Here is a 22,494-nt window from a genome sequence, read left to right as displayed (position 1 = left end):
GGTGGGCGAGACGGCCGCGGGCGACGATGGTCGCACCATGGACGCCGTCGTCGAGACCGTCGAGATCGCCTGCGACGAGTCGGGCTTCTCCGGGAGGAACCTCCTGGACCCGCGCTCGCCGGTGATCGTGCACGCGAGCGTCGACCTCGCGGAGCCGGAGGCGCAGGACGTGCTCGGCACGCTCCGGTCGCGCTTCGGCCACCGCCGGGCGGCGGAGCACAAGGCGTCGGCGCTGCTGCGCGGCGAGGGGGACGCCGTCGCGTGGTTCCTGGCCGCGCTGGAGGGGCGATCGCACGTGCACGTCGTGGACAAGCGGGCGTTCGTGGCCACGCGGGTGCTGGAGCTGTTCGTCGGCGAGCCGTCGTACAGGGACGGGACGCGGCTGGGTGACGACCACGCCGGCGCCGTCGCGGCGCTGCGGCAGCGGGCCGACGTGCTGGCGGCGTTCGTCGCGATGACCCACCTCAAGCACCGGCGGGCGGTCGACCCGGAGGCCGTCGAGCGGTTCCTCGCCGCCGTGCCCGACGACGTCCCGGGGCTGCGGGCCCTGACGAGGGCGCGCGTCGAAGGCGTCCTGCGGCGCCTGGTCGACGGGGACCCGTCGATCCCGCCGCCGCTCGAGCCTCTGGTGCCCGCCGTCGCGGAGACCGCGCTGGCGTGGAGCGCGGGACGACGGTCCGTCGCCGTCGTGCACGACGAGCAGAGCGCCCTCACGCCGCAGCGCATGGCCCGGTTGGCGGCGGAGCTCGCCCGCGCCGTCTCCCCCGCCCCGCCGCCGTTGGTCGACGTCCGCCAGGTCGACTCGCGGCAGGACGCGAGGGTCCAGGTGGCGGACCTCCTCGCGGGGGCCGCCCGCCGGGACGCGGAGGCGCCCGTCGCGCCCGCCGTGCCCGTCAAGCCCGTCGTGCCCGTCAAGCCCGTCGTGCCCGTCAAGCCGGCCGCGCCCGCCACGCCTGCTGCGCTCGCTGCGCCACGGCGAGGCGCGGCGGAGGCCGGGTCGCTGTCGTAGCGGCGCGCCCGCCGCCGGGCAGGAACGTCGTGTGATCCGGGCACATGTCCGCGCGGCAAACAGGGGGTTGCGCACCGGAAAGCGGTCTCCTAGAGTCGAGAAACCGGTTGCTGTGATCAACCTGTGACCCGTCGCCGGGTCGACGTCGTCCCGACGGGAGGAGCGGACCGGCTCCTCAGCACCGGTGCAATGCCCCGATTCGATGACGAAGGTGAGGCAATGATGAGACGAACAGTCACCAAGAGACTGCTCGCGGCCGGTACGACCACGGCACTGGCGGCCGCGATCGGCGTGACCGCCCTGACGCTCCCGACGGCCCAGGCCGTGACGGGCAGCCCGACCGGCTACGCGACCCAGAACGGCGGGACCACCGGCGGTGCCGGCGGCGCGACGGTCCAGGCGAGCACCGGGACGCAGATCCACGCGGCCCTGTGCAACCGGGCCAGCAGCGACACCCCGATCACGATCGAGGTCTCCGGCACCATCAACCACGGCAACACGAGCAAGGTCTCGGGCGACAGCTGCAACACGGCTGACGACAAGATCGAGCTCAAGGAGGTCAGCAACGTCACGATCGTGGGCGTCGGCAGCGGCGCCACGTTCGACCAGCTCGGCATCCACCTGCGCAGCGCCAGCAACATCATCATCCAGAACGTGACGGTCAAGAACGTCAAGAAGTCGGGCTCGCCGACCTCCAACGGTGGCGACGCCATCGGCATGGAGAGCGGGGTCAGCAACGTCTGGGTGGACCACGTGACGCTCGAGGCCTCGGGCGGCGAGTCGGAGGGCTACGACGGCCTCTTCGACATGAAGGGCGGCACGAACTACGTGACGCTCTCCTACAGCATCTTGCGCAACTCCGGCCGCGGCGGCCTCGTCGGCTCGGGTGACAGCGACCTCGACAACGGGCCGGTCACGTACCACCACAACCTCTACGAGAACCTCGACTCGCGCGTCCCCCTGCTGCGCGGCGCGACGGCGCACATCTACAACAACCACTACGTCGGCATCGTGAAGTCGGGCATCAACGCGCGCGCCGGCGGCGAGGCCAAGGTCGACAACAACTACTTCGAGAACTCCCGGGACGTCCTCGGCACCTTCTACACGGACCTGCCCGGCTACTGGCAGGTCAGCGGGAACGTGTTCGACGACGTGACCTGGTCCGAGCCCGGCGAGGACAACGACCCGGCCGGCCCGAACCCGACGTCGACGACGTCGATCAACGTGCCCTACGGCTACTCGCTCGACGACGCGAGCTGCGTGCCCGACGTCGTCGCCCAGACCGCCGGCGCGAACACGGGCCTGCAGGTCTCGGACGGTTCGTGCGAGGCGCAGACGCCGGACCCGACCGAGGAGCCGACGCCGGACCCCACGGACGAGCCCACCCCCGACCCCACGGACGAGCCGACCGAGGAGCCCCAGCCCAGCGCCGAGACGATCTACGTGGCGCCGGGCGGCAGCGACGGCGCCTCCGGCACAGAGTCCGACCCGACGACGCTCACCGCCGCCATCTCGCGGGTGACCCCGGGCGGGGAGATCTTCCTGCGCGGCGGTCAGTACGACATCGCCGACACGGTGACGATCCAGCCGGGCAACGACGGGCTCTCCGGGAACCGGACCCTGCTCTCCGCCTACCCGGGTGAGACGCCGGTGCTCGACTTCTCCGCCCAGGCGGAGGACTCCTCGAACCGCGGCCTCGCCATCGGCGGCGACTACTGGCACGTCTACGGCATCGTCGTGCAGCACGCCGGCGACAACGGCATCCTGCTGGGCGGCAACAACAACGTCATCGAGCGCACCGTCACGCGCTACAACCACGACACGGGCCTGCAGCTCTCCCGGCTCGTGGCCGGTGCGCCGTCGAGCGAGTGGCCCTCGAACAACCTCATCCTGTCCGCGGAGTCGCACGACAACGCCGACTCCGACGGGGAGGACGCGGACGGCTTCGCCGCCAAGCTCACCTCGGGCCCCGGCAACGTGTTCCGGTACGCCGTGTCCCACCACAACATCGACGACGGCTGGGACCTGTACACCAAGGACGACACCGGCCCCATCGGCGCCGTGACGATCGAGAGCTCGCTCGCCTACGGCAACGGCACGCTCAGCGACGGCTCGCAGGCCGGGGCGGGCGACCGCAACGGCTACAAGCTGGGCGGCGAGGACATCGAGGTCGACCACGTGGTGCGCAACAGCATCGCGTTCGACAACGGCAAGCACGGGTTCACGTACAACAGCAACCCGGGCTCGATGACGATCTCGGGCAACGTGAGCATCGGCAACGAGGAGCGCAACTTCAACTTCGACGCCGGCAGCTCCGTGTTCACCGGGAACACGTCGTGCGACAGCGGCTCCAACGACCGCATCGTCGGCAACGACGCCGGTGACAACCAGTTCTGGTCGGGCTCGAACGGCTCGCGCTGTGCGGACCTCGACGGCGACCTCGACTGGTCGTTCGCCTCCGACGGCGCGCTCCGCGTGAGCTTCGGCGGCACCCCCGTCGACCCGACGGACCCGACCGACCCGACCGACCCGACGGACCCTCCCACCGACCCGACCGACCCCCCCACGGACCCGACGGACCCCCCGACGGGCACCAACCTCAGCATCGGGGCGGGCTCGGACGGCTCGAGCAAGGCGAGCGGCACCAGCTACGGCAACGTCCGTGACGGTGACACCGGCACCTTCTGGGCACCGTCGGGTTCCACGGGCACCATCTCCATCAAGTGGGACTCGGCCACGACGGTCTCCACGATCCGCATCGTCGAGCCGTCCGACACGGCCGGCAACATCGGCTCGTGGCAGGTCGTCGACAACGACGAGGGCACGGTCCTGGCGAGCGGCAGCGGGGCGGGCGTCATCTCGTTCTCCTCGACGTCGCTGCGCAAGCTCAACTTCGTGATCACCAGCTCCTCCGGGACGCCGAAGGTCGCGGAGTTCGAGACCTACGCCGGCTGAGCCTCGGCTCCCCGGCAGCGACGGGCGGGTTGCCGGTGGTCCCTCACGACCACCGGCGGCCCGCTCGTCGTCCCCGCCCCGCGTGTCAGAGTGGGCCCATGACGACTCCTGACGAGCCGATCGACCACGTCGTCCTCGTGGACGACGCCGGGAACCGCCTGCGCACCTGGCCGCGGTCGAGCGTGCACACCACCGAGACGCCGCTGCACCTGGCGTTCTCCTGCTACGTGCTCGACGACGACGGGCGGCTGCTCATGACGCGCCGCGCGCTGTCGAAGCGCACCTGGCCGGGGGTGTGGACGAACTCGTTCTGCGGGCACGTGCGCTGGGAGGAGACCTCGCTGGACGCCCTCCACCGGCACGCGGGGCACGAGCTCGCCCTGCGGGTGCGCGACGTCGAGGTGGTCCTTCCCGGCTTCCGGTACCGCGCGGTCGACGCGTCCGGCGTCGTCGAGCACGAGATCTGCCCCGTGTCCGTGGCGCGGGCCGCGGGCCCGGTCACGCCGAACCCCGACGAGGTCGCCGAGCTGGCGTGGGCGCGCCCCGAGGACGTCGTCACGGCCGCCGAGGCCACCCCGTGGGCGTTCAGCCCGTGGATGGTGGCGCAGCTGCGGGCGCTGCGGGCCGCCGGCCGGGAGCTCAGCCCGGCGTCGTGACTCTGTCACCCCGGCCGGGACGGACCCCTCGCGAGGCGAGGAGCACCAGGACCGGACCCCGGGACCTCGCCCCGCGTACCCGGCGGTGAACGCCGGCGGAATCCTGGGCGAACATCGGCCCTCTTCACCCCCTGCGGTGCCTCGGGTCGACACATACTGCGGCTGTGCACGACGAGATCGCCTCCATGGCCAGGAACATCGGACCGCGCGGCGGAGCCCGGCTCGCCGAGGTGGTGGCGGAGCTGGCGAACCCCGTGATGGTCGTGAGCTCGGCGCTGCCCGTGGGCGAGCTCGAGGTGATGTTCCGCCATCCCGACGTCGGCTGCGTCGCCGTCCAGGACGACGCCGACGCCGCCCGCATGGGGATCATCACCCGGGCGGGCCTCGCGACCGTGCTCACCGGCCGCCTCGGCTACGGCCGCGCGGTGCTGGAGCGGCGTCCGACGTCGACGGTCGCGCACTGGGACCCGCTGGTCGTCGCGCCGACGACGCCGGTCTCCGAGGTCGCGACGCGCGCGATGTCCCGCGGCGGGGAGCACCGGTACGACGACGTGCTCGTCGCCGGACCGTCGTGGGCGGCGGCCGGCACCTCCGACGTCATGCGGGCGCTCGTGGCGGCGCTCGCGGACCGGACCACCCACGACCCGCTGACCCGGCTCCCCACGCGGGCCGCGACATGGCACTCCCTGACCCACCGCTGCGGCATGGTCCGCGGCGGCGGCACGCGCGTCGTGCTGGTGCTGCTCGACGTGCGCGGGATGGCGGGAGTCAACGCCCGCCTCGGGCACGCGCGGGGCGACGTCCTGCTGACGGAGCTCGCGGCCAGGCTCGTCGGCGCCCTGCCCCGGGGCTGCGAGGCCGGCCGGGTCGACGGCGACCGGTTCGCCGTCCTGGCGACGCTTCCCGCGATGGACGACATCCGGGCCGCGGCGTCCGCGGAGGCCGTGCGCCAGCACCTGCTCACCCACCTGGCCGAGCCGTCCGGCGGCTTCAACGGCGGGTCGTGGCCAGGGCTGCACTCGGCCGCGGCGTGGTCGGTGCCCGGTGCCGCCGACGCGGAGGAGCTCATCGGCATCGCCGAGGCACGCCTGGCCATGGAGGCCCGTGGCGCCGAGCTCGGGGGCGCGGGCGGCGTCGGTCCGGGCACGAAAGAGCCCGCGGGCTGGAGGACCGAACCTCCCACCGCGCTGGACGAGACGCGGCACCCGCGGGCTCCGGTGGTCGCGAGGAACTCGCTACCCGCCCGACGTTCTAGCGCGCGCGACTAGCGCGCGACCACCTCATGGGTCCGAAGAGTCTTCACGTCTTCGATCACCTCCCTTCTCATGTGCCCACGACGCTACGCCCGGGCCGCCGGGGGTGCCAACGGTTTTTCAGCGCCGCAGGTGCGCCCACTCCGCGGGGTAGTCGTCCAGCCACTGCGCCAGCGACCGCGCCGGTCGCCCCACCAGCCGCCCGACGTCCGCCGAGACGTGCGCCAGCTGCCCCGCCGCGATCGCGGTGTACGACGTGACCCACCCCGCGAGCTCGAACGGCTCGGCCCCCGACGTGGCCCGGGAGGCGTACGCCTCCTCCTCCGTCTCGGCGTGGTAGGTGATGCGGCGCCCGGTGGCGGTCGTGAGCGTCTGGGCCACCTCCGCGAGGGTCAGGGCCTGCGGCCCCGAGACCTCGTACGTGGCGGCGTCGTGCCGCTGCGGCCGCTCGTCCAGGATGACGGCGGTCGCGACGTCCGCCACGTCGTCGTGGGACACCGACGCCACCCGTCCCGTCCCGGCGGGACCGCGGATGACGCCGTCGTCCCCCACGAACGTGGTCAGGGCGTGGTGGTAGAGGTTGTCGCGCAGCACCGTCCAGCGCAGGCCGGAGCGCTCCCCTGCCCGCGCGAGGTGCTGCTCCGTGTGCCAGTGGTCGCGTGCGAACGTGAAGACGGCGTCGGGCGCCGCCCCCGTGAACGACGTGTACACGAGCCGCTCGACACCGGCCGCGACGGCGGCGTCGATGGTCGCGGCGTGCAGGTCGACGCGGTCGACGGACTCCCTGGCGCTCACGAGGAACACGGTGCGGACGCCGTCGAAGGCGGCACGCATGCCGGCCGTGTCGTCATAGCCGTCCGCGATCACGACCTCGCACTCCGGCAGCCGGCGACCGTCCGCGAGCCGCGGCTCGTGGCGCGGGTCGCGGACGACGAGCCGCTGCCGCGCGCCCTCCGCGGCCAGCCGGAACGCGAGCCGCGACCCCAGCCGCCCGCTCGCTCCCGTGACCGCGACCAACCCGTCCGCCGACCACCTCACCATGACCCACCGTAGGCACGACAGCGCCGGTTGAGCCCGTCGAGACCTGCACGGCCGACGCCGACCGCGGCCAGGGCGAGAATGGAGGCGTGACGAACCCCTACCGCGTGATGACCGTGTGCACCGGAAACATCTGCCGCTCCCCCATGGCCGAGATCGTGCTGCGCGACCGCCTCGAGGCCGCCGGCCTGGGCGGCGACGTCGTCGTCGACTCCACGGGGGTGAGCGACGAGGAGCAGGGCAACGGGATCGACGCCCGGGCCCGCCGCGTGCTCGTCGAGCACGGATACGCCGCGGGAGACGGCCACCGCGCCCGCCAGGTGACCCGGGACGGCCTCGCGGAGGCCGACCTCGTGCTCGTCATGACCGCGCAGCACGCCCGCCGGCTGCGCCGGCTCGCGGCAGGGTCAGACGGCGCCGCCGCGGCCGGACGGCCCGAGATCCGCCTGTTCCGGTCCTTCGACCCGGCCGCGCCGCTGGTCGCGCGCGACACCGACGAGCACCTGCTCGACGTCGACGACCCCTGGTACGGCGACCAGGACGGCTTCACCACGACGCTCGACGAGATCGAGGCCGCGGCCCACGGCGTCGTCGAGCACGTGCGCACCCGCCTGGCCGCGCGAGCGGGGGACCCGGCGTGAGCGCCGACGGGTACGTCGTGCGGCGCATGCGCGCCGACGAGTGGCGCCAGGCCAAGGAGCTGCGGCTCGCGGCCCTGCTCGACCCGGCCGCGCCCGTCGCGTTCCTCGAGACGCACGACGACGCGGCAGCCCGCCCGGACCTGTTCTGGCAGGACCGCGCCCTCGGCAACGCCACGAGCGACGCCGTGTGCGGCGTCGTCGCCCTCGACCCGGACGGCCGCTGGGTGGGCACCGCGACGGGGCTCGTCGAGGAGCCGGGCACCACCGACTTCGCGGGCCTGCCGGTCGAGCGGCGCCAGGTGCACCTCGTCGGGGTGTTCGTGCGCCCCGAGCACCGCGGGACCGGGCTGCTGGCCAGGATGTTCGACGAGGTCCAGGACTGGGCGCGCGGGCTCGGGGTCTCCACCGCGCGGCTGTGCGTGCACGTCCGGAACCCGCGCGCGCAGGCCGCCTACCGCAGGTACGGCTTCACGCCGTCGGGCGAACGGTTCGTGCTCGACGCGGGCGAGGAGCTGGAGATGGTCAGGCCGCTCTGAGGCGGCGTGCGGCGCTTTCCGCGCCGGCGGAAGAACGGCCGGGACCGGGCGCGCGTACGGAGGTACCGGAGCACCCGGTGCCAGAGGGTCGGCTCGGGCGCTGCCGGCGCGGCGGGGCGCGGCGGCACGTACGCGTCCAGCCAGCGGGTGGTCTCCCGCCACACCACGTCGCGCACCTCGGGGGCGGACAGCGTCACGTCGTGCAGGGCGCCCTCGACGCGCACGATGGTGACGTGGTTCCCCAGGTCGGCGCTGCGCCGTGCCACCCCGACCACGTCGATCACGGTGTCGGTGCGCGTCATGTCGTCGTTCCACCGCACGGGCGGCGTGAACCGGGTGGAGAGCAGCACCAGCACGGGAACCTCCAGGCCGAGGCCGCGCGCCACCCGCTCGTGTCCGCGGAAGATCGCGGACAACCACGCGGGTGTCGCACGCCAGCCCGCGTCGGGACGCCACGCCGGGTCGATGTCCCACGCGCCGTCGTACCGCGACGACACCGACCGCACGTAGAAGCCCTGGTCCAGGTTGATCAGGCGGCTCAGCGGCGCCAGCGCCGCCTGCACGCGCACGCCCGGCTCGAGCATCCGCCGTCCGACGTGGCGGGTCTGGAACTCCAGCCACGGGCTGTTGAGCACGAGCCCGTGGGCACGGCCCGGGCGGGCGGCGGCCCACAGGCTCAGCACCAGCCCGCCCGTGGAGTGGCCCATGAGCACGAGCCGGCGGGTGGTGCGCGAGTCGGGCGCGTGGCCGATGACGGCCAGCGCCGCCTCGATGTCCTCGTCGTAGGTGCGCAGCCGGGTGACGAACCCGGGCGTCTGCCAGCCGCGGATGCTGCGGCCGTACTTGCGCAGGTCGAGCGCCACGAACCGGGCGCCGCGTCGCTCCCAGTAGTCCGCGAGCTGGGTCTGGAAGAAGTAGTCCGTCCAGCCGTGCACGTACAGCACGTCGATGCCGGCGTCCGGCACCCGAAGCGGCTCGCCCACCGCGTGGGCGCGGCGCACCAGCGTCGCCACGACCGGGCCCTCGAAGTCCGGCTCCAGCACGAGCGTGTGCCGCTCGAACCCGGGCAGGACGTCGGGCAGCCAGCCGACACGCTCGGCCGGCGCGTCCGGCGCATCACCCGGGACGGGGTCCGGGACGGGGCCGATGGTGGGCTCGCTCACGCACCGAACGTACGAAACCTCCCGTGCGGGCGCGACTCCGGTGCCGGCGGGCGCGGCCCGTCGCGGTACGGGTGGACGGCGCGCGCTCAGCGTGCCGTGCCGTCGGCGGTCCGGCGCACCGACCGGCCGGGCAGCGCGGCGGTGCGCACGCCACCGTCGACGACGGCGATGCCGGCCACGAGCACCAGGTCGATCCCGGCCGCCTGCTGCCGCGGGTCGTCGAACGTGGCCGTGTCCTGCACGGTGTCGGGGTCCAGCAGCACCAGGTCGGCCACGTACCCCGGGCGGACCAGTCCGCGGTCGGCCAGGCGCAGCCGGCGGGCGGGACGTCCGGTGAGATGGTGCACGCAGTCGGCGAGGCCGAGCACCCCCTCCTCGCGCACGTACCGCGCCAGGTAGCGCGGGAACGTGCCCCAGGACCGGGGGTGCGGGCGACCGCCGACGAGGATGCCGTCCGACCCGCCGCAGTGCGTGCGGTGCATCATGATCGCGCGGACGTTCTCCTCATGGCCCACGTGCTGCAGCACCGTGGTGCCGAGGCGGTCCGCCACGAGCAGGTCGACGAACACGTCGCCCGGCGGGCGGCCCTCGTCCCGGGCGATCTGCGCGATCGTGCGCCCGACCCGGTCGCCCAGGCCCGGATGCTGGACGCCGCTGACCTCCAGGGTGTCCCACTCGGCGACGCACCCGTGGCAGCCGTCCGTGCCGACGTGCTCCACCTCGTGCAGGATGCGCTCCCGCTGCGCCGGGTCGGCCAGGCGCGCGAGCAGGGCGTCCGGACCGCCGGAGAACGCCCAGCTCGGCAGGACCGCGCTCAGCGTCGTGGAGCCGGGCAGGTAGGGGTAGGAGTCCAGGGTCACGTCGACGCCGTCGTCCAGCGCGTCGTCGAGCAGGGCGAGCAGGTCGCCCGCGCGGCCCGCGTTCGGGGCGAAGTTCATCGTGGCGTGCGTCAGGTGCAGGGCGCAGCCCGTGCGGCGTGCCAGGTCGATCATCTCCGCGTACGCCGCCAGCGCGCCCCGCCCGTACGAGCGGTGGTGCGGGCTGTAGTACCCGCCGTGCGCGGCGACCACGCGCAGCAGGGCGGCGAGCTCGTCGTCGTCGGCGTACATACCGGGCGGGTAGGTGAGGCCACTGCTCATCCCGAGGGCGCCGTCGCGCAGCCCCTGGGCGAGCAGGTCCGCCATGCGGGCCTGCTCCGCGGCGGTCGCCGGGCGGTCGTCGGGCCCGACGACGAGGTGGCGCAGCGTCCCCTGCGGCACCAGGTAGGCGGCGTGGCAGGCGATCCCGCGGTCCAGGCGGTCGAGGTAGCCGGCGACGTCGTCCCAGTCGTAGTCGAAGCCCGGCGGGTCGTCGTTCCAGCCGGCGATCTGGGCCCGCAGCGCCGTGCGGGTGCGGTCGTCGACCGGGGCGAAGGAGAGCCCGTCCTGGCCCAGCACCTCGAGCGTGACGCCCTGGCCGACTTTCGCCGTGTGGTCCGGGTTCGCGAGGATCTGCACGTCGGAGTGCGCGTGCATGTCGATGAAGCCGGGGGTCAGGACCCGGCCCCCGGCGTCCACCGTCCGCCGGGCGGCGCCGCTCGTGCCCGCCGCCCGGGCGTCGCGGCGACCAGGGTCGACGGCGGTGACGCGGCCGTCGCTGACCGTGACGTCCGCGAGCACGCCCGGCGCGCCGGTGCCGTCGACCACCAGCGCGTCGCGGATCAGCCAGTCGGTGCCCATCGCCTGTCGGTCCATCGCCTGTCGGTGCCCGTCGCCTAGAAGAACGTGCGCACGAGGTCGACGACGACGGGGTCCGCGGCGTCCGCGTCGTCGATCACCGGCACCATCGTCCACTTGTCCATCGCCGTGCACGGGTGGGACAGGCCCAGTCGCAGCACGTCGCCGATCCGCAGGTCGGCGGCCGCGGTGTCCGGGCGGGTCCCGGTGGCGGGATCGTCGGAAGTCGCTGGGCCGAGGTGGGGCGCTGGGCCGAGGTGGGCCGCTGGACCGAGGTCGGAGCCCGCGGGGGCGAGACGGACGAAACCGTGCTGGTCGTTCAGGGCGGTGACGGTGGCGCCGGTGACGGTCGCGAGCGGCTCCCCCGAGGTTCGCGGCCGGCGGCGCTGCACCTCGGGCAGGCCTTCGTCGAACGGCAGGTCGCGCTTGCCGCCGTCGACCAGCGCGAGCCCGGCCTCCGGGCGCGAGCTCACCCGGACCCAGCCGTGCATCGCGGGGCGGAGCGCGGGGCCGTCGGTGCGCGGCTCGTCGCCGAGCGGGGAGACGTGCCGGTAGAAGCCGTCGTCGTGCACCTGGTACGCCCCGCTGCGCAGGACGACGCGCACGTCCGGGCCGGTCAGCGGGCCCAGCACCTCCGCGACGACGTCGAAGTACGCGCTGCCGCCGGCGGAGACGATGGGGACCGCGACGTCGTACAGACCATCGTCAGTGATATGTACATGGAGGTCGACCAGGTCGCGCAGCCAGGCGCGCACCACGCCGCGGCTGCGCTCGTCCGAGTCGTGCGCCAGGGCGCCCTCGTAGCCCGCGACGCCCGCCAGCCGCAGGTGCGGCGACGCGGAGACGGCGCGTGCGACGTCGAGCGCCGTGGCACCGGTACGCGCGCCGGTGCGGCCGCCCGCTCCCCCGCGCTCGACCAGCACGTCCAGCGGCGGGCGGGGCCCGACGTCGTCACGGTGCGCGGCCAGCACGTCGTCCATGAGACGCACGGTGTCCGTGGAGTCGGCCCAGACGAGCACGCGCAGGTCGTCGTGGGCGGCGAGCTCGTCCGCGACCCAGCGCAGCGCGTGCGGGGAGACGAGGGAGTTGGCCACCATCACCCGCGTGACCCCGAACGCGCGCGCCACCCCGAGCTGGGACGCGTTCGCCACGGTGATCGCCCACGCGCCGGCGTCGATCTGCTCGGTCCACAGCTGCGGCGCCATCGTCGTCTTGCCGTGCGGGGCGAGGTCGAGCCCGCGTGCCGCGCACCAGTCGGCCATGACCCGCACGTTGTGGGTGAGCGCGGGCCGGGACAGCGTGAGCACCGGGGTCCCCAGCTCCGCCAGGCGCGGGCGGCGCTCGCGCACCTCGGTCACGGTGAGACCGTGCAGGGCGGGCGGCACGGCCTTGTGCTGCCAGCCGGTGCGCTCCTCGGCGAGCGCGGCCACCAGGGTGCGGTCGATGCCGCACCGGGCGTCGTGGTCCATCGTCAGTGATCCCCTCGTGCGCTCGGGCCTGTCGTGCGTTCGGGCATGCTGGGACGGTACGTCAGTACACCGAACGAACTCCAGGAGGACTGTCGAATGACCAGGACCGCCGTGCGCACCGACTCCGCGCCCGCCCCGGCGCACACCTTCTCCCAGGGGGTGCGCGTGGGCAACCTGCTGCAGGTCTCCGGCCAGGGGCCCGTGGACCCGGCGACGAACGAGTACCTATACCCCGGCGACGTCGCCGCGCAGACGACCCGCACCCTGGAGAACGTCGCGGCGATCGTCAGCGCCGGCGGGGGCAGCCTCGCCGACGTCGTGATGCTGCGCGTCTACCTCACGACCCGCGCCAACTTCGCCGCCATGAACGACGCCTACGGGGCGTTCCTGGCCGAGCGGCTCGGTCCGGACGCCGTCCTTCCCGCGCGCACCACGGTCATGGTCGAGCTGCCGCGCGAGGAGATGCTGGTCGAGATCGACGCGCTCGCCGTCCTCGAGTGACCGTGTGAGCGGGGGGGGGGGGGCGGGGGGGGCGCGGGGGGCAGGCCCAAACCCCCCCCCCCACCGGCGGGCGGGGGGGGGGGGGTGGGGCCCGGGGCCCCGCCGCCCCCCCCCCCCCCCCCCCCCGCTCACAACAGGTCGCCGGGGGCGGGGCGGGACGGTCAGCGGATGCCGCGGGCGCGACGGCGCTCGCGCCAGCGTCGTACCTCGCGCTCGACCTCGCGGGTGGGCGTCACGACCGGCGGGCCGCCCAGGAGCTGGCGGCGGGCGTCGACCACCCTGGCGTTGAACTCCTCGACGACCGCGCGGACGCGCTCCTCCTCGTGCTCGCGGTCGAGCGTCTCGTCGAGCTCCGCGTCGTCCTGGCGCAGCTGCGCGGACGGCAGCACACCGGTGATCTTCTCGCGCTCCACCAGGTTCTTCAGCCACCAGTCCGGGTCGTGCGTGCCGCCCAGCCCGGGGATCGGCTTGCCCGCCAGCGGCAGGTCGTCGAACTCGCCGCGGCGGATCGCCTGGTCGACGACGGTGTCCACCCACAGCGCGCGGTCGTCCATGCGTCGGTGCGGCTGCCGCGCGCCGGCCGCGCCCGACCCGGCATCCTCGCCCGTGACGGCTCCGTCCGCGTCGTCCGCGGCGTTCTCACGGTCGACCCGGTACTGTGCGGCGCGGCGGGCGGGGTCGTTCTCGGCACGACGGCGGCGTGGCCACATGGGCGTCTCCCTCGACTCGGCTCCCGACCACCCTATGACGCGAGCCCGTGTGAGCGGGCGTCTGGCCCTGTCGCGCGACCGCACCAGGGCCGATCGCCCGCTCACAGCAACCGGTCGAGGGGCGCAGCCCGGGTGGTGCCCCGGCATGATGGGCGGATGAAGGTCTCGCGCCGCAGCCACGTGCCCCCGTTCGCCGTCATGCAGGTGCTCGCGGCGGCGAACGCCCGGAGGGCCGCCGGCAACGACGTCCTCAACCTGTGCGCGGGCGAGCCGTCCACCGGGGCGTCCGACGTCGTGCGGGAGCGTGCCGCGGAGCTGCTGCGGCACGCGGACCTCGGGTACACCGAGGCGATGGGGGTGCCGGCCCTGCGCGCGGAGATCGCCGCGCACTACCGGCGCTGGTACGACGTCGAGGTGGACCCTGCCCGGGTCGCCGTGACGACGGGATCCAGCGGCGGGTTCCTCCTGGCCTTCCTCGCGGCGTTCGACGTGGGTGACCGGGTCGCGCTGGCCCGGCCGGGATACCCGGCGTACAAGAACATCCTGTCGTCGTTGGGGTGCGAGGTGGTCGAGCTCGACTGCGGCCCCGCCACGCGCTATCAGCCCACGGTCTCCCAGCTCATGGAGGCGTACTACGGCGGCGGGCTCGACGGCGTCGTCGTCGCTTCGCCGGCGAACCCCACGGGCACGATGATCACGCCCGCCGAGCTGGACGCGATCGCCGCCTGGTGCGCGGACCACGACGTGCGACTGATCAGCGACGAGATCTACCACGGCATCAGCTTCGGAGACGACGTACAACAAGCGACGGCTGCCATGTACACGGACCGGGGCGCCGTCGTCGTGAACTCGTTCTCGAAGTACTGGGCGATGACGGGGTGGCGGCTGGGGTGGCTGGTGCTGCCCGACGAGCTGGTGGGGCCGGTCGACGCACTCGCCGGCAATGTCGCCCTCTCGCCGCCCGCCCTGGCCCAGCACGCCGGGATCGCGGCCTTCTCCTCCGCCGGGTACGCGGCCGCGGCCGAGAACGTCGCCCGGTACGCGGCGTCCCGGGCGGCGCTGCTCGACCGCGTCGACGAGCTCGGGTGGCGCCCCGTCGCGCCCGCCGACGGCGCGTTCTACCTGTACGGGAACGTCGCACGCTTCCGGGACGCGGTCGGCGGGGACTCGATCACCTACTGCTCGCGGCTGCTCGCCGAGGCGGACGTCGCCATCACCCCGGGCACCGACTTCGACGGCGTGGCGGGCGGGGACTGGGTGCGGCTGTCGTTCGCGGCCGCCCCCGACGTCGTCGCTCGCGCCGTCGACCGGATCGTGGCCTGGCACGCGACCCTCTGACGACCGCGACGAGCTGTCAGGCCCAGGTGCACGGCAACGTGCACGTCGTCCTGACAACTCGCAGGCGGGTGGGGCACGGCACGCCCGGGCGGAAGCGGCGCGAGGTGGGCAGGATGGGGCGAGGAACACCGGCACACCGGGAGGAACCGCATGATCCGGCTCGTCACGTCGAACGTGCAGCACGCCGCCGTCGGGGGTGAGCACGTGGACCTGGAGCGGCTCGCCCACGCGCTGGCAGGGCTGGACGGCGACGTGGTCGCGCTGCAGGAGGTGGACCGCGGGCAGGACCGGTCCGGTGGTGCGGACCAGGCGCGCGTCCTGGCCGGGGCGCTGGGCATGACGGAGCACCGGTTCGTGCCCACGCTGCGCGGGCAGACGGACGACTGGCTCCGGCGACGGCGCGCGCGCGGGGACGAGCCCGCGGCGACGCCCGGCTACGGGATCGCGCTGATGACGAGGCTCCCGGTACGGCGGTGGCACCAGGTCCGCCTGCCGGCCTTCGCGCTGCCCGGAGCGCCGCCGCCGGGGGTGGACGAGCCGCGGGCGGCGCTCGCGGCCGTCGTCGAGACGCCGGACGGGCCGTTGACGGTCGTGACGACGCACCTGACGAAGCTGCGCGCGCTGAAGTGGTACCAGCTCGCGGCGCTGCGGCGCCGCCTGCGCGGGGCCCCGCGGCCCCTCGTGGTGCTCGGCGACCTCAACCAGCGCGACGACGTCCCGGCGCACCGCACCGGGTGGACGGAGCTCGTCCGGGTGCCGACCTACCCGGCGGAGCGACCGAGGCTGCGCCTCGACCACGTGCTCACCGACGGGCCGGTGGAAGCCGTGGGGACGGCACGGGCGGTCGACCTCGGGGTCAGCGACCACCGCGCCGTCGTCGTGGACGTCGGCCTGACGGCGGGCACGCCCCGCGCGGGGGCACCCTCGGCGAGGGCAGGACGATGAACGTCCCGATCGACACGCCAGGAGCGGTGGCCGGCGGCGGTGGCCGGACTCCGGGCCGACCGGAGACGCCCGAGCAGCGGTCGGACCGCAACTGGGTCGAGCTCCTCCAGGAGCTGCGGGTCATGCAGACCGGCGTCCAGATCCTCACCGGGTTCCTGCTGATCCTGCCGTTCCAGTCGCGGTTCGGTGACCTCGACGCGTACCAGCGCACCGTCTACCTGGTGCTGGTCCTGGTGTGCGTCGTGACGACGGGGCTGCTCGTCGCGCCGGTCGCGCTGCACCGGGCACTGTTCCGGCACCACCTGAAGGAGTCCGTCGTGACCGGCGGTGACCGGTTGACGCGTGCGGCCCTGGTGCTTCTCGCGGTCGCGCTGGCCGGGACGGCGCTGTTGATCTTCGACGTCGTGGTGGGCCGTACGGCCGGGATCGTGGTCGGTGCGGTCGCGGCCGTGTTCCTGCTGGGGCTGTGGGCCGTGATCCCGGCGATCGTGCGCCTGCGGTCCTGACCACGCGGGCCGGCCGCGCGCTCAGGCGGCGAGGCCGACGCGTTCCACGGTCTCGGGCTCGCCGCCGAACGGGGCGTCGGTGACGATCGGGGCTCCGGTGAGGACCGGGGCTCCGGTGAGGATCGGGGTGTCGGTGACGATCAGGTCCGCCGCGAGCGGCGAGGCCTGCGCCACGGCGGGCTCCGCGCCACCGGCGACCGGGTCCTGCGAGCCGTCGACGACGGCTGCGACGACGCCCGGGCTCGCGCTCCGGGCGAGCGCGGCCTTCTCGGCGCGCCGGGCGCGGGCGATCGTGCGCATGGCGAACGCGCCGATGATGACGGCGGCGATGTTGGCGAGCGCGGACGGCCAGATGCCGTTCGCGACCGCGATGAGCAGCATCACGAACGCGCCGGCGAAGTTGGACAGCTGGAACGCGAGCGAGTCGGCGGTCCAACGGCCCTTGCTCACCATGCCGTAGGCGAGGACGACGGCGATGGCGCCGACCCAGCCGAGGGCAGTAATCACGGTCAGAAGGGAGATCGTCATGACGGGCACCTCCGGGGGGTCGGCGTGGCACAGCGGTGCCACGGGAAGGGGGACGACGGGGCACCGTAGGTGCCACGCTCGATGTGGGGAGACGCCGGTCCCGAGAGCCGGGGAGCCGGTCGGGCCGGCTGGCGTCGTGATCATTCTGAGACATGATCTGGCTTCAGCGCAATCAAATCTTTCTCGGAACGCCATGTAGCATTGCTACATGGCTGCCGACCCACGAAGACTTGCCTTCCTCCTTGCCGTCCACAGGGCTGGAGGGGTCCTTGCGGCAGCAGATCTCCTGCATGTCACCCCGTCCGCGGTGTCCCAGCAGATCGCCAGGCTCGAGGCGGAGGAGGGCATCTCCGTCCTCGACCGCGGCCCTCGTGGCGTAAGTCTCACCCCAGCCGGTCGGGTGCTCGCCGAGGCGGCCGAGCGGATCGAGGCAGAGCTCATCGAGGCGCGGCAGGCGATCGCGGCGCTCGGCGAAGAGGTCTCGGGCAAGGTCGTGCTCGGCGGGTTCCAGTCCGCGATCCGCGCCGTCGTGGCGCCCATGCTGGTGGGGCTGGCCGAGCAGTTCCCCGGCGTCGTGGTCGACGTGCGCGAGCACGAGCCCGCGGACTCGATGCGGATGCTGCGGGCCGGCGACCTCGACGTGATCCTGCTGGAGCAGGACGCCGACGTGGACGCCCCTCCGCCGCGCGGGTCCCACGACGTTCCCCTGCTCGACGAACCGTGGCTCGTCGTCGTCCCCGCCGCGATGCCGACCCCGGAGCGCCTGGACGACCTGCGCGACCTGCAGTGGATCGGCGCGGAGCCGGGGACGGCGTCGGACCGCGCCCTGCGCCGTCTCGCCCGGTCCATCGGCGTCCCCATGGCCACGCGGCACGCGTTCTTCGACTTCGACACGGCGCTCGCGCTCGTGGTGGCGAACCAGGGGGTCGCGATGCTGCCCGCGCTCGCGCTGCAGCGCGGCGACGTCCCGGAAGGGGTCGAGGCGGTGAGCCTCGCCGGGCTCGGCACGCGGCGCATCGTCGCCCGGCACCGTGCGACGCGGCACGAGCCCGGGCCGGCCGTGCGGGCCGTCGTCGACGCGATGGTGGCCGTCACCCGGGACCTCGAGCTGGTGTGACGCCCGGCCGGCGGCGCGACCCGCGCGACCCGCGGGGCGCTCGCCGCGCGACGCGCGACCAGGGCTCCTAGCATCGGCAGCAGGGCGGCGCGGCAGCCGCCACGAGGAGGCCTGGATGCCCGACGACGCGACCGCGACCCCCCTGTCCCAGCGCACCGTCGGCAGTGCACGGCGGCTGTGGGGGCTGGTCTACGTCCGGGCGGTGGCCTATCTGGCTGCGGGCGTCGTCCTGTTCATCAATCCTGACGAGGGGCTGGTGTGGCTCCGCTGGCTCATCGGGCTCGTGATCTTCGCCCAGGGCGTGCTGCTGATCGTCGAGGGCCGCCCGACCAGGGCCGACACCACCGCGGCCGCCACCGGCGACGAGGTGAGCTGGCGGTTCGTCGTGGGCATCGTGAGCGTGGCGGCGGCCCTGGTCATCGTGCTGTGGCCCTCGATGAGCGCCCGGGTGCTCTATCTCGTGGTCGGGATCTGGGCGTGCGCGGCGGGGGTCAGCGGCGTGATCGGCGCGCTGAGGGCCCGGGCGCTGCGCGCGCTCGCCTGGGACTGGCAGCTGGTCAACGCGGTGCTGTGGCTCGTGCTCGGCGTGGTCATCCTGACCCGGCCCACCGACGACACCCCCACGATCGCGCTGCTCCTGGCGCTCTACCTGCTGCTGGCCGGGGCGGTGATCCTCGTCGGGGGGTTCGCCGGCTCGACACGCGTGCGGGACGAGCGGACGGGCCGCACGGGCCGCACGGCGACGGCCGCGTCCCCGCGGTCGCAGCCCGCGCCGTCGCGGGGCACTGCGTCCGGGGTCTCGACGACGAGACCTGCTGCCGAGCGCCCGTCGACGGAACCGCCGTCGGGCGAGCCGCCGTCACCCACGCGCGGGGACGACACGCGGCCCGGGTAGGATCGACGTCACAACGCAACATGCCGCTCGAGCCGCGTCGGGAGAGCCCGCGCCGGGAGCACGGACCGCACGGTCCCACGCCCGGCCGGCGCCGAAGGAGCAATCCCTCCCCGGGAATCTCTCAGGCCCCCGTACCGTCGCGGTGAGGCAACTCTGGAAAACGGTCCGCCATCGCCGTCCTGCCCCTGGCCGGGCGACGACGACGGACCTACCGACGGTGCAAGTCGGCGCGCCCCGTCGTCGGCCCTGGTCTGCTGTGACGCAGGCGGGCCGGTGTGAGGCGGACCGGCAAAACTCTCAGGTCGACGTGCGCGACCGGGCCCGGCCCGGCGCGCGGTTCCGATGACAGAGCGGGGAGGGACGGCTTGTCCCTGCCCGCCATCCGGCCCGACCCTCGGAGCGACCGACGTGACCACCTCTCCCCAGGGCTCCCCCGCCCCTGCGCCCGGCTTCGACCCGGACGTGTTCGCCGACCGGCACCTCGGCCCGCGCGGCCGCGAGGTGCGGGTGATGCTCGACCAGCTCGGGTACGACACCCTCGACGCCCTGGTGGACGCCGCCGTCCCGAAGACGATCCGCACGGACCGTCCGCTCGCGCTGCCCGCCGCGCGGTCCGAGGCCGAGGTGCTCGCCCACCTGCGTGACCTGGCCGGACGCAACGAGGTCAAGCGCCAGATGATCGGCCAGGGGTACTACGGCACCGCCACTCCCCCGGTGATCCGCCGCAACGTGCTCGAGTCCCCCGCCTGGTACACGGCGTACACCCCGTACCAGCCGGAGATCTCGCAGGGCCGCCTGGAGGCGCTGCTCAACTTCCAGCAGGTCGTCGAAGACCTCACCGGCCTCGAGGTGGCGGGTGCGTCGCTGCTCGACGAGGCGACCGCCGTCGCGGAGGCCGTCGCGCTCATGTGGCGGGCGTCGCGGGCGAGGTCCGGATACGTCGTCCTGGACGCCGACCTGTTCCCGCAGAGCCTCACCGTGACGCGTGGGCGCGCCGAGGCGATCGGCCTGCCGGTCGTCGTGGCGTCCCTGGAGGGCGGTCTGGCGGCGGGCCTGGACGCGGTCCTCGCCGGTGGCGGGACGCTGCCCGACGGCGACCTGGTGGGCGTCGTCGTGCAGCAGACGGGCGCGTCGGGACGGGTGCTGGACGCGCGCGGGGTCGTCGCGGAGGCCAAGGAACGGAAGGCCCTGGTGACGATGGCGACCGACCTGCTGGCGCTCACCCTGCTCGTCTCCCCCGGCGAGCTCGGCGCGGACATCTCGGTCGGATCGGCCCAGCGCCTGGGCGTCCCGATGTTCTACGGCGGCCCGCACGCGGCGTACATGGCGGTGCGCAAGGGTCTGGAGCGGCAGCTGCCTGGCCGGCTCGTGGGCGTGTCCACCGACGCCGACGGCGCTCCCGGCTACCGCCTCGCCCTGGCCACGCGCGAGCAGCACATCCGCCGCGAGAAGGCCACGAGCAACATCTGCACCGCGCAGGCGCTGCTCGCCATCGTGGCGTCGATGTATGCCGTGTACCACGGCCCGCAGGGCCTGCGGGCGATCGCCGAGCGCACGCACGCCCGTGCGGTCGCCCTCGCCGACGGGCTGCGCGCCGCGGGGACCGAGGTGGAGCACGACGTCTTCTTCGACACGGTCCGCGCCGTCGTCCCGGGCCGGGCCGACCGCGTCGTGACGGCCGCCGCTGACGCCGGCTACAACCTGTACAAGGCTGATGCCGATCATGTACAGATCGCCTGCGACGAGACCACCACGGCCGACGACGTCGCCGCCGTCCTCGCCGCCATCACCACCGCTCCCGGTGCTGAGGCGGCGAGCGGAGCCGACCGGAGCAGCGGAGCGGCGGGGGAGGGAAGCCCGCGCGCGGATGTAGACCTTCCCGAAGTGGAGGGCGCCCTGGCGCCCGTGAACGCATCCGCGCGCGGGCTTCCCTCCCCCGCCGCGGCCCTCCCCGACGAACTCCGGCGGACCACGCCGTACCTGCAGCACCCCACCTTCCACGCGCACCGCAGCGAGACCGCGATGCTGCGCTACCTGCGCGGCCTCAGCGACAAGGACCTGGCGCTGGACCGCACGATGATCCCGCTGGGCTCGTGCACGATGAAGCTCAACGCGACGGCGGAGATGGAGGCCATCAGCTACCCGGGCTTCGCGGACATCCACCCGTACGTGCCCGCTGACCAGGCCCGGGGCTACGCCGAGCTGATCGACGCGCTGGAGTCGCAGCTCGCCGAGATCACGGGCTACGCCGCGGTGTCGGTGCAGCCGAACGCGGGGTCGCAGGGCGAGTTCGCGGGCCTGCTGGCGATCAAGGGCTACCACCGCTCGCGGGGTGAGGAGCACCGCGACCTCGTGCTGATCCCGGCGTCCGCGCACGGCACGAACGCGGCGTCGGCGGCCCTCGCGGGGCTGCGCGTGGCGGTGGTCGCGACGGCTGAGGACGGTGAGATCCTGCTCGACGACCTGCGGGCCAAGCTCGAGGCGCACGGCGAGCAGGTGGCCGGGATCATGATCACCTACCCTTCGACGCACGGCGTCTACGAGGAGCACGTCCGCGAGGTCTGCGATCTTGTCCACAACGCCGGTGGCCAGGTGTACATCGACGGCGCGAACCTCAACGCGCTCGTCGGGCTGGCCCGGCCGGGAGAGTTCGGCGGCGACGTCTCGCACCTCAACCTGCACAAGACCTTCTGCATCCCGCACGGCGGTGGCGGTCCGGGCGTCGGGCCGGTCGCCGTCGCGGAGCACCTGGTGCCGTTCCTGCCGGGTGCGCCCGTGGGCGCGGACGCCGAGCACGCGGGCGTCCCCGTGAGCGCGGCCCCGCACGGCTCCGCCGGGATCCTCCCGATCTCCTACGCCTACCTCGCGCTCATGGGCCCCGACGGACTGACCGAGGCGTCGAAGACGGCGGTGCTGACGGCCAACTACGTCGCCGCCCGCCTGCACGAGCACTTCCCGGTGCTGTACACGGGGCCCGGCGGCCTGGTCGCGCACGAGTGCATCCTCGACCTGCGCGACCTCACCGCGGCCACCGGCGTCACGGCCGAGGACGTCGCCAAGCGCCTCATCGACTACGGCTTCCACGCGCCCACGCTGTCGTTCCCGGTGGCGGGCACCCTCATGGTCGAGCCGACGGAGAGCGAGGACCTCGCGGAGCTCGACCGGTTCGTCGACGCGATGATCGCCATCCGTGGCGAGATCGACCGCGTCGCGGCGGGGGAGTGGGCCGTGGCGGACTCCGTGCTGCGCCAGGCCCCCCACACGGCGGCGAGCGTCACCGCCGACGCGTGGGACAAGCCGTACTCGCGCGAGCTGGCCGCGTTCCCCGTGCCCAGCCTGCGCGCCACGAAGTACTGGCCGCCGGTGCGCCGCATCGACGGAGCCAAGGGCGACCGCAACCTCGTCTGCTCGTGCCCGCCGCCCGAGGCGTTCGCCGCCGTCTGACCCCACCACCCTGCTGTGAGCGGGGGGGGGGGGGGGGGGCGGGCGCGCGGGCCCGGGCCGGCCCCCCGGCCCCCC

General features: G+C 74.1%; 19 protein-coding genes and 1 riboswitch. Of the genes, 13 read left to right on the top strand and 6 right to left on the bottom strand.

What is annotated here, in order from left to right; genetic code table 11:
- The first annotated feature begins 37 nt into the window (after positions 1 to 37).
- The 4 genes from LEP48_RS12155 (at position 38) to LEP48_RS18830 (ending at position 5,888) form a co-directional block, all read left to right on the top strand.
- Positions 38 to 1,009: a DUF3800 domain-containing protein gene (locus LEP48_RS12155; RefSeq protein ID WP_225565866.1), complete on the top strand. Its 972-nt coding sequence runs from the start codon at positions 38 to 40 to the stop codon at positions 1,007 to 1,009.
- Positions 1,010 to 1,231: 222 nt separating this feature from the next.
- A complete protein-coding gene (locus tag LEP48_RS12150) occupies positions 1,232 to 3,964 on the top strand; it encodes a pectate lyase family protein (protein ID WP_225565865.1) in 2,733 nt (910 codons plus the stop codon).
- A gap of 98 nt (positions 3,965 to 4,062) precedes the next feature.
- Complete coding sequence (gene idi / locus LEP48_RS12145) at positions 4,063 to 4,620, top strand: isopentenyl-diphosphate Delta-isomerase (protein WP_225565864.1); 558 nt, start codon at positions 4,063 to 4,065, stop codon at positions 4,618 to 4,620.
- A 164-nt stretch (positions 4,621 to 4,784) separates the two neighbouring features.
- Positions 4,785 to 5,888 carry a sensor domain-containing diguanylate cyclase gene (locus LEP48_RS18830; RefSeq protein ID WP_225565863.1) on the top strand — a complete coding sequence of 368 codons (1,104 nt, stop codon included), beginning with the start codon at positions 4,785 to 4,787 and terminating at the stop codon, positions 5,886 to 5,888.
- A gap of 105 nt (positions 5,889 to 5,993) precedes the next feature.
- On the opposite strand, the gene LEP48_RS12135 is transcribed toward LEP48_RS18830, so the two are convergent.
- On the bottom strand, positions 5,994 to 6,914 hold the full coding sequence (locus tag LEP48_RS12135) for an NmrA family NAD(P)-binding protein (protein WP_225565862.1): 921 nt from the start codon (positions 6,912 to 6,914) through the stop codon (positions 5,994 to 5,996).
- An 86-nt stretch (positions 6,915 to 7,000) separates the two neighbouring features.
- Between LEP48_RS12135 and LEP48_RS12130 the strand changes: the two genes are divergently transcribed.
- Both LEP48_RS12130 and LEP48_RS12125 read left to right on the top strand, forming a co-directional pair.
- Positions 7,001 to 7,552, top strand: a complete 552-nt coding sequence (locus tag LEP48_RS12130; RefSeq protein ID WP_225565861.1) for a low molecular weight protein-tyrosine-phosphatase — start codon at positions 7,001 to 7,003, stop codon at positions 7,550 to 7,552.
- Positions 7,549 to 8,088, top strand: coding sequence for a GNAT family N-acetyltransferase (locus tag LEP48_RS12125; RefSeq protein WP_225565860.1), 540 nt, complete (start codon positions 7,549 to 7,551; stop codon positions 8,086 to 8,088). Before LEP48_RS12130 ends, LEP48_RS12125 begins: the two co-directional genes overlap by 4 nt.
- On the opposite strand, the gene LEP48_RS12120 is transcribed toward LEP48_RS12125, so the two are convergent.
- The 3 genes from LEP48_RS12120 to LEP48_RS12110 form a co-directional block, all read right to left on the bottom strand.
- On the bottom strand, positions 8,004 to 9,251 hold the full coding sequence (locus LEP48_RS12120) for an alpha/beta hydrolase (protein WP_308010024.1): 1,248 nt from the start codon (positions 9,249 to 9,251) through the stop codon (positions 8,004 to 8,006). The genes LEP48_RS12125 and LEP48_RS12120 overlap by 85 nt on opposite strands.
- A gap of 86 nt (positions 9,252 to 9,337) precedes the next feature.
- Positions 9,338 to 10,984 (bottom strand): N-acyl-D-amino-acid deacylase family protein, encoded by a 1,647-nt coding sequence (locus LEP48_RS12115; protein ID WP_225565859.1) that lies wholly within the window; start codon positions 10,982 to 10,984, stop codon positions 9,338 to 9,340.
- A gap of 20 nt (positions 10,985 to 11,004) precedes the next feature.
- Positions 11,005 to 12,435: a type III PLP-dependent enzyme domain-containing protein gene (locus LEP48_RS12110; protein ID WP_225565858.1), complete on the bottom strand. Its 1,431-nt coding sequence runs from the start codon at positions 12,433 to 12,435 to the stop codon at positions 11,005 to 11,007.
- Between the two features lie 96 nt (positions 12,436 to 12,531).
- On the opposite strand from LEP48_RS12110, the gene LEP48_RS12105 reads away from it, so the two are divergent.
- Positions 12,532 to 12,936, top strand: coding sequence for a RidA family protein (locus LEP48_RS12105; RefSeq protein ID WP_225565857.1), 405 nt, complete (start codon positions 12,532 to 12,534; stop codon positions 12,934 to 12,936).
- 161 nt (positions 12,937 to 13,097) lie between these two features.
- Here the strand turns inward: LEP48_RS12105 and LEP48_RS12100 are convergent, their stop codons facing one another.
- Positions 13,098 to 13,646, bottom strand: coding sequence for a DnaJ family domain-containing protein (locus LEP48_RS12100; RefSeq protein ID WP_225565856.1), 549 nt, complete (start codon positions 13,644 to 13,646; stop codon positions 13,098 to 13,100).
- Between the two features lie 156 nt (positions 13,647 to 13,802).
- Here LEP48_RS12100 and LEP48_RS12095 point away from each other — a divergent pair, with 156 nt between their 5' ends.
- The 3 genes from LEP48_RS12095 (at position 13,803) to LEP48_RS12085 (ending at position 16,435) form a co-directional block, all read left to right on the top strand.
- Positions 13,803 to 14,984 (top strand): pyridoxal phosphate-dependent aminotransferase, encoded by a 1,182-nt coding sequence (locus tag LEP48_RS12095; RefSeq protein WP_225565855.1) that lies wholly within the window; start codon positions 13,803 to 13,805, stop codon positions 14,982 to 14,984.
- Between the two features lie 150 nt (positions 14,985 to 15,134).
- Positions 15,135 to 15,929 carry an endonuclease/exonuclease/phosphatase family protein gene (locus LEP48_RS12090; protein ID WP_225565854.1) on the top strand — a complete coding sequence of 265 codons (795 nt, stop codon included), beginning with the start codon at positions 15,135 to 15,137 and terminating at the stop codon, positions 15,927 to 15,929.
- Positions 15,926 to 16,435 carry a DUF6328 family protein gene (locus tag LEP48_RS12085; protein WP_225565853.1) on the top strand — a complete coding sequence of 170 codons (510 nt, stop codon included), beginning with the start codon at positions 15,926 to 15,928 and terminating at the stop codon, positions 16,433 to 16,435. Before LEP48_RS12090 ends, LEP48_RS12085 begins: the two co-directional genes overlap by 4 nt.
- A gap of 21 nt (positions 16,436 to 16,456) precedes the next feature.
- On the opposite strand, the gene LEP48_RS12080 is transcribed toward LEP48_RS12085, so the two are convergent.
- Positions 16,457 to 16,963 carry a CBU_0592 family membrane protein gene (locus LEP48_RS12080; protein WP_225565852.1) on the bottom strand — a complete coding sequence of 169 codons (507 nt, stop codon included), beginning with the start codon at positions 16,961 to 16,963 and terminating at the stop codon, positions 16,457 to 16,459.
- Between the two features lie 208 nt (positions 16,964 to 17,171).
- Between LEP48_RS12080 and LEP48_RS12075 the strand changes: the two genes are divergently transcribed.
- The 3 genes from LEP48_RS12075 (at position 17,172) to gcvPB (ending at position 22,419) form a co-directional block, all read left to right on the top strand.
- Positions 17,172 to 18,080 carry a LysR family transcriptional regulator gene (locus LEP48_RS12075; RefSeq protein WP_225565851.1) on the top strand — a complete coding sequence of 303 codons (909 nt, stop codon included), beginning with the start codon at positions 17,172 to 17,174 and terminating at the stop codon, positions 18,078 to 18,080.
- A 115-nt stretch (positions 18,081 to 18,195) separates the two neighbouring features.
- Positions 18,196 to 18,975 carry an HdeD family acid-resistance protein gene (locus LEP48_RS12070; protein ID WP_225565850.1) on the top strand — a complete coding sequence of 260 codons (780 nt, stop codon included), beginning with the start codon at positions 18,196 to 18,198 and terminating at the stop codon, positions 18,973 to 18,975.
- 28 nt (positions 18,976 to 19,003) lie between these two features.
- Positions 19,004 to 19,122, top strand: a riboswitch (glycine riboswitch).
- 261 nt (positions 19,123 to 19,383) lie between these two features.
- Positions 19,384 to 22,419: an aminomethyl-transferring glycine dehydrogenase subunit GcvPB gene (gene gcvPB, locus LEP48_RS12065; RefSeq protein ID WP_225565849.1), complete on the top strand. Its 3,036-nt coding sequence runs from the start codon at positions 19,384 to 19,386 to the stop codon at positions 22,417 to 22,419.
- Positions 22,420 to 22,494 lie beyond the last annotated feature (75 nt).

The sequence above is a fragment of the Isoptericola luteus genome, from assembly GCF_020297055.1.
Taxonomy (GTDB): Bacteria; Actinomycetota; Actinomycetes; order Actinomycetales; family Cellulomonadaceae; genus Isoptericola; species Isoptericola luteus.
Note: the sequence above shows the minus strand (reverse complement) of the source record. Positions and strands in the feature narration are given on the sequence as shown.

Excerpts from the sequence above, each read along its gene's own strand:
- idi (WP_225565864.1), top strand. The coding sequence starts at position 4,063 with ATGACGACTCCTGACGAGCCGATCGACCACGTCGTCCTCGTGGACGAC.
- LEP48_RS12075 (WP_225565851.1), top strand. The coding sequence starts at position 17,172 with ATGGCTGCCGACCCACGAAGACTTGCCTTCCTCCTTGCCGTCCACAGG.
- LEP48_RS12085 (WP_225565853.1), top strand. The coding sequence starts at position 15,926 with ATGAACGTCCCGATCGACACGCCAGGAGCGGTGGCCGGCGGCGGTGGC.
- LEP48_RS12135 (WP_225565862.1), bottom strand. The coding sequence starts at position 6,914 with ATGGTGAGGTGGTCGGCGGACGGGTTGGTCGCGGTCACGGGAGCGAGC.
- LEP48_RS12155 (WP_225565866.1), top strand. The coding sequence starts at position 38 with ATGGACGCCGTCGTCGAGACCGTCGAGATCGCCTGCGACGAGTCGGGC.
- LEP48_RS12115 (WP_225565859.1), bottom strand. The coding sequence starts at position 10,984 with ATGGACCGACAGGCGATGGGCACCGACTGGCTGATCCGCGACGCGCTG.
- LEP48_RS12070 (WP_225565850.1), top strand. The coding sequence starts at position 18,196 with ATGCCCGACGACGCGACCGCGACCCCCCTGTCCCAGCGCACCGTCGGC.
- LEP48_RS12100 (WP_225565856.1), bottom strand. The coding sequence starts at position 13,646 with ATGTGGCCACGCCGCCGTCGTGCCGAGAACGACCCCGCCCGCCGCGCC.
- LEP48_RS12090 (WP_225565854.1), top strand. The coding sequence starts at position 15,135 with ATGATCCGGCTCGTCACGTCGAACGTGCAGCACGCCGCCGTCGGGGGT.
- LEP48_RS12080 (WP_225565852.1), bottom strand. The coding sequence starts at position 16,963 with ATGACGATCTCCCTTCTGACCGTGATTACTGCCCTCGGCTGGGTCGGC.
- LEP48_RS12105 (WP_225565857.1), top strand. The coding sequence starts at position 12,532 with ATGACCAGGACCGCCGTGCGCACCGACTCCGCGCCCGCCCCGGCGCAC.
- LEP48_RS12095 (WP_225565855.1), top strand. The coding sequence starts at position 13,803 with ATGAAGGTCTCGCGCCGCAGCCACGTGCCCCCGTTCGCCGTCATGCAG.
- LEP48_RS12150 (WP_225565865.1), top strand. The coding sequence starts at position 1,232 with ATGAGACGAACAGTCACCAAGAGACTGCTCGCGGCCGGTACGACCACG.
- LEP48_RS12110 (WP_225565858.1), bottom strand. The coding sequence starts at position 12,435 with ATGGACCACGACGCCCGGTGCGGCATCGACCGCACCCTGGTGGCCGCG.